This is a genomic window from Streptomyces sp. WP-1 (assembly GCF_030450125.1).
Lineage (GTDB): Bacteria > Actinomycetota > Actinomycetes > Streptomycetales > Streptomycetaceae > Streptomyces > Streptomyces incarnatus.
In genome coordinates, this window is the sequence record NZ_CP123923.1 from 6,098,359 (window position 1) to 6,112,848 (window position 14,490).

At 73.6% G+C, this 14,490-nt stretch carries 15 protein-coding genes and 1 pseudogene; 8 read left to right on the plus strand and 8 right to left on the minus strand.

The window, feature by feature from the left end; translation table 11 throughout:
• The first annotated feature begins 29 nt into the window (after window positions 1-29).
• Genes QHG49_RS26955 through amaP form a run of 4 tightly spaced genes read left to right on the plus strand, consistent with a single transcriptional unit; the run spans window position 30 to window position 1,760 of the window.
• Window positions 30-212: a hypothetical protein gene (locus tag QHG49_RS26955; protein WP_145489214.1), complete on the plus strand. Its 183-nt coding sequence runs from the start codon at window positions 30-32 to the stop codon at window positions 210-212.
• A complete protein-coding gene (locus tag QHG49_RS26960) occupies window positions 209-583 on the plus strand; it encodes a hypothetical protein (protein WP_301491618.1) in 375 nt (124 codons plus the stop codon). The genes QHG49_RS26955 and QHG49_RS26960 overlap by 4 nt, the downstream gene beginning before the upstream one ends.
• Complete coding sequence (locus tag QHG49_RS26965) at window positions 580-1,173, plus strand: DUF6286 domain-containing protein (protein WP_236576251.1); 594 nt, start codon at window positions 580-582, stop codon at window positions 1,171-1,173. The genes QHG49_RS26960 and QHG49_RS26965 overlap by 4 nt, the downstream gene beginning before the upstream one ends.
• Before the next feature lie 5 nt (window positions 1,174-1,178).
• Entirely contained in the window at window positions 1,179-1,760 is a 582-nt protein-coding gene (amaP, locus tag QHG49_RS26970; protein ID WP_301491619.1) for an alkaline shock response membrane anchor protein AmaP, read from the plus strand.
• 43 nt (window positions 1,761-1,803) lie between these two features.
• Here the strand turns inward: amaP and QHG49_RS26975 are convergent, their stop codons facing one another.
• From QHG49_RS26975 to QHG49_RS26995, 5 genes and pseudogenes are all read right to left on the minus strand, one after another.
• Window positions 1,804-2,559 carry an SDR family oxidoreductase gene (locus tag QHG49_RS26975; protein WP_145489218.1) on the minus strand — a complete coding sequence of 252 codons (756 nt, stop codon included), beginning with the start codon at window positions 2,557-2,559 and terminating at the stop codon, window positions 1,804-1,806.
• 5 nt (window positions 2,560-2,564) lie between these two features.
• Window positions 2,565-4,380: pseudogene (locus tag QHG49_RS26980) on the minus strand (glycoside hydrolase family 15 protein).
• A 77-nt stretch (window positions 4,381-4,457) separates the two neighbouring features.
• Entirely contained in the window at window positions 4,458-5,288 is an 831-nt protein-coding gene (locus tag QHG49_RS26985; protein WP_201300535.1) for an SURF1 family protein, read from the minus strand.
• A 44-nt stretch (window positions 5,289-5,332) separates the two neighbouring features.
• Window positions 5,333-5,566: a hypothetical protein gene (locus QHG49_RS26990; protein WP_111586429.1), complete on the minus strand. Its 234-nt coding sequence runs from the start codon at window positions 5,564-5,566 to the stop codon at window positions 5,333-5,335.
• Window positions 5,567-5,661: 95 nt separating this feature from the next.
• Window positions 5,662-6,645 carry a DEDDh family exonuclease gene (locus QHG49_RS26995; protein WP_301491620.1) on the minus strand — a complete coding sequence of 328 codons (984 nt, stop codon included), beginning with the start codon at window positions 6,643-6,645 and terminating at the stop codon, window positions 5,662-5,664.
• Between the two features lie 178 nt (window positions 6,646-6,823).
• Here QHG49_RS26995 and QHG49_RS27000 point away from each other — a divergent pair, with 178 nt between their 5' ends.
• On the plus strand, window positions 6,824-7,534 hold the full coding sequence (locus QHG49_RS27000) for a VIT family protein (protein WP_159700201.1): 711 nt from the start codon (window positions 6,824-6,826) through the stop codon (window positions 7,532-7,534).
• 155 nt (window positions 7,535-7,689) lie between these two features.
• Here the strand turns inward: QHG49_RS27000 and QHG49_RS27005 are convergent, their stop codons facing one another.
• Together QHG49_RS27005 and QHG49_RS27010 are read right to left on the minus strand one after the other, a co-directional pair.
• Window positions 7,690-9,093 carry a CoA transferase gene (locus tag QHG49_RS27005; RefSeq protein ID WP_301491621.1) on the minus strand — a complete coding sequence of 468 codons (1,404 nt, stop codon included), beginning with the start codon at window positions 9,091-9,093 and terminating at the stop codon, window positions 7,690-7,692.
• A 128-nt stretch (window positions 9,094-9,221) separates the two neighbouring features.
• On the minus strand, window positions 9,222-10,787 hold the full coding sequence (locus tag QHG49_RS27010; RefSeq protein ID WP_301491622.1) for a S8 family serine peptidase: 1,566 nt from the start codon (window positions 10,785-10,787) through the stop codon (window positions 9,222-9,224).
• Window positions 10,788-11,049: 262 nt separating this feature from the next.
• Here QHG49_RS27010 and QHG49_RS27015 point away from each other — a divergent pair, with 262 nt between their 5' ends.
• The 3 genes from QHG49_RS27015 to moaA all read left to right on the plus strand — a co-directional run bounded on the left by QHG49_RS27015 (window position 11,050) and on the right by moaA (window position 14,220).
• Window positions 11,050-11,424: a DUF485 domain-containing protein gene (locus QHG49_RS27015; protein WP_159700192.1), complete on the plus strand. Its 375-nt coding sequence runs from the start codon at window positions 11,050-11,052 to the stop codon at window positions 11,422-11,424.
• Window positions 11,421-13,049, plus strand: a complete 1,629-nt coding sequence (locus QHG49_RS27020; RefSeq protein WP_301491623.1) for a cation acetate symporter — start codon at window positions 11,421-11,423, stop codon at window positions 13,047-13,049. Before QHG49_RS27015 ends, QHG49_RS27020 begins: the two co-directional genes overlap by 4 nt.
• A 181-nt stretch (window positions 13,050-13,230) precedes the next feature.
• Complete coding sequence (moaA, locus tag QHG49_RS27025; protein WP_145489236.1) at window positions 13,231-14,220, plus strand: GTP 3',8-cyclase MoaA; 990 nt, start codon at window positions 13,231-13,233, stop codon at window positions 14,218-14,220.
• A gap of 9 nt (window positions 14,221-14,229) precedes the next feature.
• Here the strand turns inward: moaA and QHG49_RS27030 are convergent, their stop codons facing one another.
• Window positions 14,230-14,445, minus strand: a complete 216-nt coding sequence (locus QHG49_RS27030) for a hypothetical protein (protein WP_159700184.1) — start codon at window positions 14,443-14,445, stop codon at window positions 14,230-14,232.
• Window positions 14,446-14,490 lie beyond the last annotated feature (45 nt).

Sequence of the window (14,490 nt, forward strand, 5' to 3'; positions counted from 1 at the left end):
CGTACATCCGATGGACTGAGGAGCGCTTCATGAGCACGGCCATGGTCGGCATGATCGCCGGGTTGGCGCTGGGGTTCGCCGGCTACTTCGGCGGGTTCGGCGCGTTTTTGCTGGTGGCGGCGTTGGGCGCCGTCGGGTTCGTGGTCGGCAGGTTCGCCGAGGGCGACCTGGATCCCGGCGACTTCTTCCGCGGCCGCGACCGGCGGCGGTGACCACCGTGAGCACCGGGACCGGAGCGGTACGAGAGCCACCGGCCCGGGTGCCGCCCGGGGAGCGGGGCGCCACCCGGATCGCCGACCGGGTGGTGGCGAAGGTCGCCGCGCGGGCCGCCCGCGAGGCGCTGGGGCCGCCGCCCGCCGACGCCGGGGCGCCGCACGCCACGGTGGCCGTCCACCGCGACACCGCCCGGATCCGCGTCTTTCTCGAACTCGGCTACCCCTGCGACATCGGCGCCCGCTGCGCCGCCGTGCGTCGTCACGTCACCGAGCGGGTGGGGGCGCTGGTGAACCTGACGGTCTCCGAGGTCGCCGTCCACATCGAGCGGCTGCACCCGCCGACGGCCGCGGGCCGGAGGATCCGATGAGCCAGGTCACCCTCGACAAGAGCGCCGACGCCCCCGCGGACGCGGGCCGCAGCCGCCGATCCTGGGCGCCGCGCCGCGTCCCCGCGACCGTCGTCGCCGTCCTGCTGCTGGCCGGCGCGGGCCTGCTGCTCTACGACATCATCTCGGTACGCGCCCACCGGCCCGCGATGCACTGGCGCCGCTACCTGGCCCGTCAACTGGCCGAACGGCCCCTGGACGACACCTGGGTACTGGCCGGCGCGGCCCTCGCGGTCGCCCTCGGCCTGTGGCTGCTGCTCCTCGCGCTCACCCCGGGAAAACGCTCCCTGCTGCCGATGCGCCGCCCGCACCCGGACGTCCGCGCGACGCTCAAGCGGGCCGCCGCTGCCCAGGTGCTGCGCGACCGGGCCATGGAACTGTCCGGCGTACGGTCCGTACGGGTGCGGATGCGCCGCCGCAAGGCCGCGGTCCGCGCCGTCTCGCACTTCCGGGAACCGGACGAGGTGCGCGCCGACCTGGACACCACGCTGACCGAGGCGATCCACGGCCTCGGCCTGACCCATACCCCCCGGCTCGCCCTGCGGGTGACCCGGGCTCCGCGGAAGGGGTGACGGCGATGCGCTCCGGGGCACTCAACCGGGCCCTGCTCGCCCTGGCCGGACTGATCCTGCTCGCCCTCGGCGGCGCGGTGCTCGCCGTCGGCCTCGGTGTCCGGCCGCCCTCCTGGTGGATCCACGGCGGCTCGCACGACGTCCTGCTCAGCCGTGCCGAGCGCACCCACTACCGGGCCGCCGACTGGTGGTGGCCCGCGCTGATCGCCGCGCTGGCCCTGCTCGTGCTGGGGGCCCTGTGGTGGCTGAACGTGATCCTGCGCCGGCACCGCCTCGCCGACATCCGGGTGGACACCGGCGACGGCGGCGCCGCGCTCCTGTCGGCCAAGGCGCTGGAGAGCGCCCTGGCCGAGGAGACCGGCAGGGGGACCGGAGTGGCCCATGCCCAGGTCCGGTTGCGGGGCCGGCGCAGGAAGCCCAGGGCACGGGTCGCGCTGCGGCTGGCCCCCGAGGTGGCCCCCTCGACCGCGCTGAGCGACTTCGCCGCCGGGCCCCTGGCCCACGCCCGCGAGTCGGCGGGCCTGCCGTCCCTCCCGGCGGAGGTCCGCCTCGCGGCGGTCAAGCACCGGGCGGAGCGCGTCACCTGACGGGCCTCCGGACGGACTCCGGCGCAGTCAAGGACCTGCGGGATCAGAATCCGTGCCGCATCCCGCCGTCCACCGGCACCATGATCCCGGTCAGATAGGACGCCGCCGGGGACAGCAGGAAGGCCGCGACCCTGCCGAACTCCTCCGGGGTGCCGTAGCGGCGCAGCGGGATGCGGGACTGGTTGGCGGCGCGGGTGGCCTCCGGGTCGGCGGACAGGGAGTCCAGCTCGCGCACCCGGTCCGTGTCGATGCGGGCCGGGAGCAGGCCCAGCACCCGGATGCCGCGCGGACCCAGCTCGTCCGCGAGGGACTTGGCGAACCCGGCGAGCCCGGGGCGCAGGCCGTTGGAGATGGTCAGCGCCGGGATCGGCTCGTGCACCGAGCCGGACAGCACGAAGCCGATGACACCGCCCTCGTCCAGCTCGGCCGCCGCCGCGCGGGCGAGCCGCACCGCGCCGAGGAAGACGGACTCGAACGCGGTGCGCCACTGCTCGTCGGTGTTGTCGGCGACGAACCCGGGCGGCGGACCGCCCACGCTCACCAGCACCCCATGGAAGCCGCCGAAGCGCTCACGGGCGGTCTCGATCAGCCGCTCGGGCGCCTGCTCGTCCGCGTTGTCCATGGCCACGCCCACCGCGTCCGGGCCCAGTTCGGCGGCCGCCGCCGCGGCCCGCTGCTCGTCCCGGCCGGTGATCACCACCTTCGCGCCGTCCGCGACGAGCTGCCGCGCGGCCGCGTTGCCGAGGCCGCGGGTGGCCCCGGTGACGATGTACACCCGGTCCTTCAGTCCAAGATCCATGGCCCCTATCCTGCCTCGTCGGTCCCGAACAGTGTGAGGGCGGAGTTCACCAGGCCGAGATGGCTGAACGCCTGCGGGAAGTTGCCCAGCTGACGGTCCGCGCCGGGGTCGTACTCCTCGGCCAGCAGTCCCACGTCGTTGGCCACCCGCACCAGCCGTTCGAACAGCTCCCGTGCCTCCTTCGGGCGCCCGGTCAGATGCAGCGCGTCCACCAGCCAGAACGAGCAGGCCAGGAACGCGCCCTCACCGCCCGGCAGCCCGTCGACCACCGAGTCGTCGTCGTCCTCGGAGTCGTAGCGGCGCAGGAAGCCGTGGTGGGCGAGGTCGGCGCGGATGGCGTCGACCGTGCCGATCACCCGGGGGTCGTCCGGCGGCAGGAAGCCGACGCGCGGGATGAGCAGCAGGGCGGCGTCCAGTTCGCGGGAGCCGTAGAACTGGGTGAAGGTGTTGCGCCGCGGGTCGTAGCCCTTCTCGCAGACCCTCCCGGTGCACCTGCGCGCGCAGCCGCCGCCAGCCCTCCAGGTCGCCGCTGGTCTCCTGGCCCTGTTCGAGGGTCCGGACCGCCCGGTCGGCGGCCACCCACACCATCACCTTGGAGTGCACGAAGTGGCGGCGCTCGCCGCGCACCTCCCACAGGCCCTGGTCCGGCCGCCGCCACGCCGACGCCAGGAAGTCCATCAGCGCCCGCTGGATCGACCACATGTGCGGCCGGGTGGGCAGGCCCGCGCCCCGCGCCAGCGACAGCGAGTCCATCACCTCGCCGTACACATCGAGCTGGAGCTGCTCCACGGCGCCGTTGCCGATGCGCACCGGGGAGGAGCCGGCGAAGCCGGGCAGCCAGGGCAGCTCGCTCTCCGGCAGGCGCCGCTCGCCCGCGACGCCGTACATGATCTGGAGCGCGGCGGGATTCCCGGCGACCGCGCGCAGCAGCCAGTTGCGCCAGGCCTCGGCCTCCTCCTGGTAGCCCGCGGTGAGCAGCGCGTCGAGGGCGAGGGTGGAGTCGCGCAGCCAGCAGTAGCGGTAGTCCCAGTTGCGCACCCCGCCCAGCCGCTCGGGCAGCGAGGTGGTGGGCGCGGCGACGATCCCGCCGGTCGGGGCGTAGGTGAGCGCCTTGAGGGTGATCAGGGAGCGGACGACGGCGTCCCGGTGCGGTCCGTCGTAGCGGCAGCGCCGGGCCCAGGCCCGCCAGTCGCCGACACTGCTCTCCAGGGCCTCGTACGGGTCGACGAGCCGGGGGCGCCGCTCGTGGGAGGGGTGCCAGGTGAGCACGAACGCGACCCGCTCGCCCTCGCCGACGGTGAACTCGGAGTGGGTGCGGTAGTCCTCGCCCCAGGTGCGCACCGGCGGCTCGGAGCGCAGCCACACCGAGTCGGGGCCCGCGACCGCCACCCGGTGGCCGTCCGAGCGGCGCATCCACGGCGTGATCGAGCCGTAGTCGAAGCGCAGCCGCAGGGTGCCGCGGACGGTGACCCGGCCGCTGACGCCCTCCACGATGCGCACGACATCGGGGGCGTGCTCGCGCTGCGGCATCAGATCGGTGACGCGGACCGTGCCCTCGGGGGTGTCCCACTCGGTGTCCAGGACGAGGGTGTCGGAGCGGTAGGCCCGGCGGGTGCAGGTGCCGTCGTCGCCCGCGGCCTCGGGCGCGATCCGCCAGTGGCCGTGGTCCGCGCCGCCGAGCAGCCGGGCGAAGCAGGCGCCGGAGTCGAAGCGGGGCAGGCACAGCCAGTCGATCGAGCCGTCCCTGCCGACCAGCGCCGCGGTCTGCTCGTCGCCGATGAGGGCGTAGTCCTCGATACGGGCACGGTCACGGGCGTTCACGGGATGCGGTTTCCCGGCGGGCCCGGGGGCCAATCAGGTGGTGCGCCGGGGGAGTGAAACGAGGCCCGCGCGGGCCGTCAGACGGCGGCCGGTTCGCCCTCCTTGGGCTGCGGCGCCGCCGCGGCCTCCTCCTGGTCCCGGATCTCCCGGCGGAGCAGGAACCACCAGCCGACCGGGACGGCCGCCGCGAACAGCCACCACTGGATCATGTAGGCGTAGTTCAGCGGGGCGTCCTCGGTGCCGGGGTCGGAGATCTGCTCCGGGGAGCCGCCCTTGGGCGTCGGCGCCGTCTGCTCCATGTAGCCGCCGAGCACCGGCACACCGAGCCGGTGCGCCTCCTCGGTGCTGTTGATCAGCATGATCTGCCGGTCGGGCAGGCCCTTGAGGTTCTTGATGCCGCTGGCCGCGGTGGTCTCGTCGGCCATCAGGCGCCCGCTGATGGTGGTCCGCCCCGGGGGCGGCGCGGGGATCTCCGGGAAGGCGGTCTGGGAGGCGTCCGCGGCGACCCAGCCGCGGTTGACCATCAGTACCTTGCCGTCGGCGAGGACGAACGGGGTCAGGACGTGGTAGCCGACATCGCCGTTCTCGTTGGTCCGGCGCCGGACCACTTCCGTCTTCGCGGTCTCGAAGGTGCCGGTCGCGGTGACGGTGCGGTACCTCTCGGTCCGGGTCACGGCGTGCCCGGGGGAGGACAGCCGCTCCACGGGGACCGGCCGGGCGTGCAGCGCGGAGGAGACGAGGTCGTTGCGCGCGGTGCGCTCCTCGTAGCGGTGCTTCTGCCAGAAACCCAGCTTGATCATCGTCGGGATCAGCGCGATCGCGACGATGGTGAGGATGACCCACTGGAGGGACAACAGGAAGCGGTAGCGATGCACCCCACGACGGTACATCCGGGCCGCGGGGTGCATTCAGGCGGGTACCGGGTCACACCCGGTGGCGTCCGGCCGGCCGGTCACACCCGGTCGACGACCCCGGTACGGCCCTCCGCGCGGGCGCAGTGCGCTCCGCAGTACCAGTGGCCGTCCACCTCCACGCCCTGCCCGATGATCTGCACCCGGCAGTGCTCGCAGATCGGGGCCATGCGGTGGATCGCACAGGAGAAGCAGTCGAAGACATGGACCGCGCCCTGGGCATGGACCTCGAAGGTCATTCCGTAGTCATTGCCGCACACTTCGCATCTCGCCATGCGCCACAGGGTGATCCGTCGGGCGGGTCCGGGCGAGCGGGTTCCGGGTGAGTCGTGCGTCAACCACTCTTTCGTACGATCACCCGGCCGTGGCCCTACTCGTCCGCGGGCTCGACATCCCGCAGCAGCTGTCCGAACGCGGCCTCGTCCACGACCGGCGTGCCGAACTGCCGCGCCTTGACCACCTTGGAGGTGCCCGAGTCGGGGTCGTTGGTCACCAGCAGGCTGGTCAGCCGGGAGATGCTGGACGCCACATGCAGCCCGCACTCGGTCGCCCGGTCCTCCAGCAGATCCCGCTCGGTGGAGGTGTCACCGGAGAACGCCACCCGCATGCCCTGTTTGAGAGGTTTGCCGTCTTCATAGCGGCCCGGGTTGGGATAGGGGCATGCGGGCCTTTTGCGGGAGGGGCGCCAACTGCCGGGACGGTAGCCGCCGTAGCCGGGGGAGGACTGCCGGGGCACCGGCGCGTCCGACCACTCCGTCAGCGGGCGGCACTCCAGCAGCGGCAGCCGTACGCCGCCCGCCGCCGCGGCCCGCAGGCTGGGCCGGAACGCCTCCGCGAGCACCCGCGCGTCGTCCAGCGCGTGGTGCGCCCGCTGCTGCACCACGCCGAAGTGCGCGGCGAGCGACTCCAGCTTGTGGTTGGGCAGCGGCAGCCCCAGCTCCTTGGACAGCGCGATGGTGCACAGCCGCTGGCGCACCGGCGCCCGGCGCTCGGCGCGCGCGTACTCCCGGGCGATCATCTGCCAGTCGAAGACCGCGTTGTGCGCGACCAGCACCCGGCCGTCCAGACGGGCCGCGAACTCCTCGGCGATGTCCGCGAACAGCGGCGCGCCCTCCAGCGCCTCGCTCGTCAAACCGTGTATCCACACGGGTCCCGGATCGCGCTCCGGGTTGACCAGGGTGTACCAGTGGTCCTCGACCTCGCCGCGCGCGTCCAGCCGGTAGACGGCGGCGGAGATGATCCGGTCGTGCCGGGCCAGGCCGGTGGTCTCCACGTCAACGACCGCGTACCCCTGGGGATACGCGGTCGGCCACCGGGTGGCGGAGGACACTGCGGGCGCACGGTCTTCGAGCATGGTCATTGAGGATACGGGCCGCGACCGACATCTCCGCCCCACAGGTCCCCCCGGCTCGCCCCGCCCGGGCCCCGGCGCGGCGCCCGTCCGGGCCGAACGGCCCTTTCCGCCGCGCCTGTTGTCGCTCCGGGAGCGTCCGAGCGGCGCGAACGCGTCCAAGAGTGCGATCCTCGCCGCTGTGACGGAACCGGAGCACGAGGAGAACCACGGCGGCGCGCTCGGCGCGCGCCTGAACTGGCTGCGCGCCGCCGTGCTGGGCGCGAACGACGGCATCGTCTCCACCGCGGGCCTCGTCGTCGGCGTGGCCGGGGCGACCGGCAGCCGCACCGCGCTGCTCACCGCGGGCCTCGCCGGACTGCTCGCCGGATCGATGTCCATGGCGGCGGGCGAGTACGTCTCCGTCTCCACCCAGCGCGACTCCGAACTGGCCGCGCTGGCCGTGGAGAAACGGGAGCTGCGCGAGCAGCCCGAGGCCGAACTGCGCGAGCTGACCGGGATGCTCAGGGCGCGCGGGCTGTCCGAGGAGGTGGCCCGGGAGGCCGCCGAGCAGCTCACCGAGCGGGACGCGCTGCGCGCCCACGCCAGGGTGGAGCTGGGCATCAACCCCGACGAGCTGACCGATCCGTGGCACGCGGCCTGCGCGAGTTTCCTCGCCTTCACCGTGGGCGCGCTGCTGCCGCTGCTGGCCATCGTGCTGCCCCCGACCGACCGGCGGCTGCCGGTCACCGTGTTCTCCGTGCTCGCCGCGCTCGTCCTCACCGGCTGGACCAGTGCCCGCCTCGGCTCGGCCGCGCCCCGGCGGGCGGTGCTGCGCAATGTGGGCGGCGGGGCGCTGGCGATGGCGGTCACGTACGCGGCGGGCAGCCTGCTGGGGGCGGTCGGCGTGTGAGCGGGGCGCACGCCGGGGCCGGGTCGCACCTCCAGGCACCGGGTGACCGGGCTCGCTCCCGGGCGACCCGCACGCGCGCCCCTGTGGTGCGGAGTGCTTTCCGGGGCCCGGAGGCCCCCGATGGCGACCCGCACGCGCGCCCCTGTGGTGCGGGCTCACGCCCAGGCGGCCCGGTCCGAACCCCAGGGCGTCGGCGGCCGGCGCCAATCCCCGGGCCCGCCCGCGAAGTTCACCGGGGAGAGGGCGTGCCGCAGCCGCCCGAGGGGACCGTCGGCCTCGGCGAGCCAGGCGTCCGGGGGGACACGGGCGGCGTCGTCCGCCTTCGGGGTCTCGACCGCCCCCGGGCCGTCGTCGTACGGCATCCCGTCCGTCAGCCAGTGCGCCGTGCGGGCCAGCGCCAGCCGGACGGAGCGTCCCGCACCGTCGTACGAGCGTTCGGTCAGCGCCCGCAGGACGGCCGCCGCCAGCAGATAGCCGGTGCCGTGGTCCAGGGCCTGCGCGGGCAGCGCGCCCGGTTCCGCCGCCGAGCCCTCGGTCACCGCGATGCCGGTGGCGACCTGCACCAGGCTGTCGAAGCCGCGCCGCCCGCCCCAGGGCCCGTAGGTGCCCCACGCCGAGACCTGCGCCAGCACCAGTCCGGGGTGCCGTTCCGCGAGCGCCTCGGGGGAGAGGCCGAAGCGGTCCAGCGCGCCCGGCCGGTAGCCGGTGACCACGACGTCCGCCCCGGCCAGCAGCTCCTCGAAGGCGTCCCGGTCGGCGGCCAGGTCCAGGGTCGCGGAGCGCTTGCCGAAGCCCGTGTCGGCGTGCTGGTCGGGGAGTTCGGGCGACCAGGGCGCGTCCAGGCGCAGCACGTCCGCGCCCAGCAGGGCGAGGGTGCGGGTGGCGACCGGGCCCGCCAGGACCCGGGTCAGATCCAGGACGCGCACCCCGGCGGCGGGCAGCAGCGGGGCGCTGTCCCCGTCGAGCGGCGGCAGCGGGCGCACGGGGGCCGCGCCGAGCACCGCGCGCTCCACCAGGGGACGGGCCCCCACCTCGGCGGCCTGCGCGGTCGCCCGCCACTGGGACGGGGTGCGCAGGGCCGCCGCGAGACCGCCGGCGGCAAACACCGCCTCCTCGGTCCCGAGGGCGGTGCGTTCGGCGAGCAGGGCGGCCACGGTCCCGGGCGCGGCGTCCGGGGGCAGGCCCAGCGCGTCGAGCAACCGGGCCCGGTGGTGCGGGTAGTTGGCGTGGGTGCGCACCCAGCCGTCGGCCGTGCGCCAGAACCGCGACAGCGGCGCGAAGGACACCGGCGCCCGCCCGTCCACCCGCAGCAGCCGCTCACTGTGGAACGCCGCCGCGACGGCACCGTCGTCGACCCGGACCCCGGGCACCTCGGCGCGCCCGGTCCGGCGGGCCCCCAGCTCGGCGGCGGCCAGGGCGCACGCGCCGACACAGGCGCGCGCGAGCCGTCGTACGGGAAGGCGGGCCGCGAGGGTGCCGGGCCGCTCGGCCGTCGTCACCCAGGAGAGCAGGGCGGGGTCGCCGCCCAGCGCAGTCCATGCGAACGCGATATCCGTCATGACCGCACTATGCACTATTGATTCGATCAACCCATGTATGGACTCGGCGTCGACCAGAGAAAGCGCACCAGAGAAAGCGCACGGGCGGGTGGCCGGATTTCCCCGCGTCACCCGCCCGTACGGGGGCGCTAATAGGTCACAGCGGCGAGGGCGTCCGCCATGCCACGGCCGTAGAAACCGTTGTGGTTCGCCGGTCCCCGGCACACCGCGTCGGCCTTGCCGTCGCCGTTGATGTCGTACGGGTCCGTGCACGGCGTGGCGTCGGCCTCCAGGTAGAGGAGAGCCTTGACCAGCGCGGCGGACGCATGCGGATGGGTTGACTTGATCAATGCGGCAACCCCGGCCACATGCGGGGTCGCCATGGACGTCCCCGCCATGTAGCCCCACTTGCCGCCCGGCAGCGTGCCCAGGATGAGGCCGCTGGTCGCCGGGGGCGCCGGCGGCTGGTAGACCGTCGAGTCACCGCCGGGCGCCGCGATGTCGATGACGCCCCGGCCGTAGTTGGAGTACGACGCCTTCAGCCCCTTGGCGCCGGTCGCGGCGACCGTGACGACGCCGGGCAGCTGGGTCGGGATGTCGAAGCACCGGCGCGGATCGATCACCCGGTCCGACGCGGTGCCGTCGTTCGGCGACTGCGGGTCGGTGATCGAGTCGGCGGCCAGGTCGTAGCTCTCGTTGCCCGCCGCCGCGATGTTGACCGTGCCCCGCTTCTCCGCGTACCGCGAGGCCCGGTCCACGGCGTCCACCAGCGCCCTCTGGTCCGGGTCGGTGGTGCAGTTGAAGTACCAGGGGTCGGTGAAGTAGCTGTTGTTGGTCACGTCCACGTGGTGCTCGGCCGCCCAGACGAAGCCGCAGACCACGGACTCGGCGTAGAAGTACCCGTCCGGGTTCGCCACCTTGATGCCGGCCACCTTCACGCCCGGCGCCACCCCCGTCATGCCGACGCCGTTCCGCGCGGCCGCGATCTCACCCGCCACATGCGTGCCGTGCGGGCTCTCCGAGGCGCTGGGCCGCCAGGCGCCGTCGGCCGTGTCCGGCTTGCCCGACACGCAGTCGACGGAGGCGGCGCGGTCGAAGTTGGGCGCGATGTCCGGGTGGGTGTCGTCCACGCCGGTGTCGATGACGCCGACCGTGACGTCCGGGCTGCCCAGCGTCTTCTGGTGCGCCTTGTCCGCCTTGATGGCGGGCAGGTCCCACTGCAACGGCTCCAGCGGGTCCTGGTCCCCGGTCGCCGCCGCGCCGGCCGCGGCCGCCTGCGCGCCGCCCAGCACCTGCGGCGCGCCCAGGTCCGCGGTGGACGCGGCGGCCAGCGGGGTGTGCCGGGTGGCGCCCGCCGAGACCACCCCGGGCACCGCGCGCAGCAGCCGGGCGAAGTCCGGGTCGGCGGAGTGCGCGACGAGAACGCCGATCCGGTCGTAACCGGCGACCAGGGTCCCGCCGTCGCGGCCGATCTCCCGGCGCACCGAGGCGAGCGTGCGAGGGTCCGTGCGGGTGTTGACCACGTACGACAGTCCGGGGCCGGCCGCCGCCGAGACCGCCTTGGCCGGGGTTCCCGCTGCCGCCGGGGCCGTCGCCGCCGTACCGGCCGAGGCGGGCGCGGCGGCGGCCACCGGCAGGAAGCCGAGCGAGGCGGTCAGCGAGAGCACGGCCGGCACGGCGAGCGACGCCCGGCGTCCGGTGCGCAGATGAGCCATGGGTTCTCCACTTCATCCCGATACGAAGCCTGCCCGAGACACGGATCGGTGCTCGGGCAGGTGCATGGCGAGTGGTGCAGGCGGAACGTATCCCGTCATCTCTGTGACCGGCAATGACTTGGCAATGACTCAATCAGATCGCTTGCGAACGAACTCAGGGCACTTGAATCGGCCTTCGCGTGGCGCCGTGGACCTGGGCGGGAAGCGCCAGCACCATCGAGCCTCCGGCCGCCCTGCCCGACCGCACCCGCGAGGAGAACCCGTGGCCACCGAGACACCGCCCCCCGCCCTCCCCAAAGCCCTTCCCGGCACCGAGGAGTTCACCGAGGTCCAGCAGAGCGCGGACTTCGCCGCACTGCGCCGCGCACACCGCTCGTTCGCCTTCCCGCTGACCATCGCCTTCATCGCCTGGTACCTGCTGTACGTGCTGCTCTCCGGCTACGCCGGCGGATTCATGGGCACCAAGGTCGTGGGCAACCTCAATGTCGCCCTGGTCCTCGGACTCGCCCAGTTCCTCACCACCTTCCTGATCGCCTGGTGGTACGCCCGGCACGCCGCGGCCGAGCTCGACCCGAAGGCGGGGGCCATCAAGTCCCGTATGGAGAGCGCCGAGTCCCGCACGGAGGACGCCGTATGAGCCCCGCGACCCACCACACCCTGCTGGCCGCGGGCGAGGCGAGCGAGCACCGGACGCTGATCGTCACCCTGTTCGCCGTCTTCGTCGCCGCCACCCTCGTCATCACCGTATGGGCCGGCCGGCAGACGAAGGACGCCGCCGACTTCTACGCGGGCGGGCGCCAGTTCACCGGCTTCCAGAACGGCCTCGCCGTCTCCGGCGACTACATGTCCGCCGCGTCCTTCCTCGGCATCGCCGGCGCCATCGCCCTCTTCGGCTACGACGGCTTCCTCTACTCCATCGGCTTCCTGGTCGCCTGGCTCGTCGCGCTCCTGCTGGTCGCCGAGCCGCTGCGCAACTGCGGCCGCTACACGATGGGCGACGTGCTCGCCCACCGGATGCGCCAGCGCCCCGTGCGCACGGCCACCGGTACCTCCACCATCGTGGTGTCGATCTTCTATCTGCTCGCCCAGATGGCCGGGGCGGGCGTCCTGGTCTCCCTGCTGCTCGGCATCACCGGCGACCTGGGCAAGATCGGCGTCGTCGCCCTGGTCGGCGTCCTGATGATCGTCTACGTGACCATCGGCGGCATGAAGGGCACCACCTGGGTCCAGATGGTCAAGGCGGTGCTGCTGATGGCCGGCGCCCTCCTGCTGACCTTCCTGGTCCTCATGAAGTTCCACTTCGACGTCTCGGACCTGCTCGGCCGGGCCGCCGAGAACAGCGGCAAGGGCGCGCCGTTCCTCCAGCCCGGCCTGAAGTACGGCGCCACCGGCACCACCAAGCTGGACTTCCTCTCCCTCGGCCTCGCCCTGGTCCTCGGCACCGCGGGCCTGCCGCACATCCTGATCCGCTTCTACACGGTGCCCACCGCGAAGGCCGCCCGTCAGTCGGTGATCTGGGCCATCGGCCTGATCGGCGTCTTCTACCTGATGACCCTCGCCCTCGGCTTCGGCGCCGCCGCGCTGATCAAACCCCAGGAGATCATCGCCTCCAACAAGGCGGGCACCACCGCGGCCCCGCTCCTCGCCCTGCACCTCGGCGGGACCGACTCCACCTGGGGCGCCGTCCTGCTCGCCACCGTCTCCGCCGTCGCCTTCGCCACCATCCTCGCCGTCGTCGCCGGCCTCACCCTCGCCTCGTCCTCCTCCTTCGCGCACGACATCTACGCCAACGTCATCAAGAAGGGACGGGCCGGCGAGAAGCAGGAGCTGCGCGCGGCCCGCTGGGCGGCCGTCGGCATCGGCGCCGTCTCCATCGTCCTCGGCGCCCTGGCCCGCGACCTCAACGTGGCCGGGCTGGTGGCGCTCGCCTTCGCCGTCGCCGCCTCCGCGAACCTGCCGACGATCCTCTACAGCCTCTTCTGGAAGCGCTTCACCACCGCCGGCGCCCTGTGGTCGATCTACGGCGGCCTGGTCACCGCGGTCGGCCTCGTGCTCTTCTCCCCGGTGGTCTCCGGCGGCCCCGCCTCGATGTTCCCCGGCGCCGACTTCCACTGGTTCCCGCTGGAGAACCCCGGGATCGTCTCCATCCCCGTCGGATTCCTGCTCGGCGCCGTGGGCACCCTGCTGTCGAAGGAGGCGCCGGACACCGGCAAGTACGCGGAACTGGAGGTGCGCTCCCTGACCGGGACGGGCGCGCACTGACGCCCGTACGACCGTCGTACGGCGGGCCGCGTCGCCGGGGCCCCACGGCACCCGGGGCTGTACGGTCCTACGACGCGGCCGCCGGACACCTCGTTCGATCGGGCCGGTGCCGCTGTCAGTGGCGTCACGTAGGCTCGCAGATGACAGGGAAGAACACCGATGACCGAGGGAGGGGGCCCAGGTGCTCATCGACACGTACGGCCGCGTGGCCACCGACCTGAGGGTCTCGCTGACCGACCGCTGCAATCTGCGCTGTACGTACTGCATGCCCGAGGAGGGCCTGCAGTGGCTGGCGAAGCCCGAACTGCTCACGGACGACGAGATCGTCCGCCTCATCGACATCGCGGTGCGCCTGCTCGGCATCGAGGAGGTCCGCTTCACGGGCGGCGAGCCCCTGCTGCGCCCCGGCCTGGTCGGCATCGTCGAGCGCGCCGCGGCCCTCGGCCCGCGCCCGCGGATGTCCCTCACCACCAACGGCATCGGCCTCGGCCGCACCGCCGCCGCCCTGAAGGCGGCGGGCCTGGACCGGGTCAATGTCTCCCTGGACACCCTGCGCCCCGACGTCTTCAAGACGCTCACCCGCCGCGACCGCCACAAGGACGTCCTCGAAGGACTCCGCGCCGCCCGCGCGGCCGGCCTCGCCCCCGTCAAGGTCAACACCGTGCTGATGCCGGGGCTCAATGAGGACGAGGCCCCCGACCTGCTGGCCTGGGCCATCGAGCACGACTACGAGCTGCGGTTCATCGAGCAGATGCCCCTGGACCCCCAGCACGGCTGGAAGCGCGAGGGCATGGTCACCGCCGGTGACATCCTCGCCTCCCTGCGCACCCGCTTCGACCTCACCCCCGAGGACGCCGGCGCGCGCGGCTCGGCGCCGGCGGAGCGCTGGCTGGTGGACGGCGGCCCGTACCGGGTCGGGGTGATCGCCTCGGTCACCCGCCCGTTCTGCGCGGCCTGCGACCGCACCCGGCTGACCGCCGACGGCCAGATACGCACCTGTCTGTTCGCCACCGAGGAGACCGACCTGCGCGGCGCCCTGCGCTCGGGCGCGCCCGACGAGGAGATCGCCCGGCTGTGGCGGGTGGCGATGTGGGGCAAGAAGGCGGGCGCGGGCCTGGACGACCCGTCCTTCGTCCAGCCGGACCGCCCGATGTCGGCGATCGGCGGCTGAGCGCGGGCCTCAACTCCCGTGCCGCTCCCACTCGTCGAAGCGGACGACGTCCTTCAGGAAACCCCGTGCGCCCAGGAACGCCGACAGATGTTCGCGGTGCTCCTCGCAGGCGAGCCAGGTCTTGCGCCGCTCCGGTGTGTGGATCTTCGGGTTGTTCCAGGCCAGCACCCACACGGCGGCGGCGCGGCAGCCCTTGGCGGAGCAGATGGGGGTCTCGTCACTCACAGATTCGTCTCACCAGATCGGGTGCAGAACGAGGCGACGCCGAGC

Bases quoted from the DNA above. Each gene is read 5' to 3' on its own strand.
- QHG49_RS26990 (WP_111586429.1), bottom strand. From the start codon at position 5,566: ATGGCGAGATGCGAAGTGTGCGGCAATGACTACGGAATGACCTTCGAG.
- QHG49_RS26955 (WP_145489214.1), top strand. From the start codon at position 30: ATGAGCACGGCCATGGTCGGCATGATCGCCGGGTTGGCGCTGGGGTTC.
- amaP (WP_301491619.1), top strand. From the start codon at position 1,179: ATGCGCTCCGGGGCACTCAACCGGGCCCTGCTCGCCCTGGCCGGACTG.
- QHG49_RS27020 (WP_301491623.1), top strand. From the start codon at position 11,421: ATGAGCCCCGCGACCCACCACACCCTGCTGGCCGCGGGCGAGGCGAGC.
- QHG49_RS26965 (WP_236576251.1), top strand. From the start codon at position 580: ATGAGCCAGGTCACCCTCGACAAGAGCGCCGACGCCCCCGCGGACGCG.
- QHG49_RS27010 (WP_301491622.1), bottom strand. From the start codon at position 10,787: ATGGCTCATCTGCGCACCGGACGCCGGGCGTCGCTCGCCGTGCCGGCC.
- QHG49_RS26985 (WP_201300535.1), bottom strand. From the start codon at position 5,288: ATGCACCCCGCGGCCCGGATGTACCGTCGTGGGGTGCATCGCTACCGC.
- QHG49_RS26975 (WP_145489218.1), bottom strand. From the start codon at position 2,559: ATGGATCTTGGACTGAAGGACCGGGTGTACATCGTCACCGGGGCCACC.
- QHG49_RS27005 (WP_301491621.1), bottom strand. From the start codon at position 9,093: ATGACGGATATCGCGTTCGCATGGACTGCGCTGGGCGGCGACCCCGCC.
- QHG49_RS26995 (WP_301491620.1), bottom strand. From the start codon at position 6,645: ATGCTCGAAGACCGTGCGCCCGCAGTGTCCTCCGCCACCCGGTGGCCG.